1 pseudogene is annotated in these 229 nt (G+C 45.4%); it reads left to right on the top strand.

From position 1 onward, the window contains the following. Positions 1-229: pseudogene (locus AB4486_RS22650) on the top strand (OmpA family protein); the annotation flags it as partial.

Genomic DNA, 229 nt, shown 5'->3' with positions numbered 1-229 from the left:
CTATTGCTGCAACCACTTATGTAGGTGCAAAAGTGGGTATGGGCTGGCTAGACAGCGCATGTGTAGCCGGTGCTAAATGTGATGATGATGCAATTGGTGCAGGCATCTACTCTGGTTACAATTTTAATGACAAATTTGGTATTGAGCTAAGCTCAGACTTCCTTGGCGACTACAAGACAAGCTTTTCAAAAAACGGTACAACAGCTGCGTTCAGCGACCCACTAATCGC

Origin of the sequence: Vibrio sp. 10N.222.55.C6, assembly GCF_041473395.1 — a bacterium.
GTDB classification, from domain to species: Bacteria; Pseudomonadota; Gammaproteobacteria; order Enterobacterales; family Vibrionaceae; genus Vibrio; species Vibrio crassostreae_C.
The sequence above is the reverse complement of the archived record's forward strand: the minus strand, read 5'-3'. Positions and strand labels throughout refer to the sequence as shown.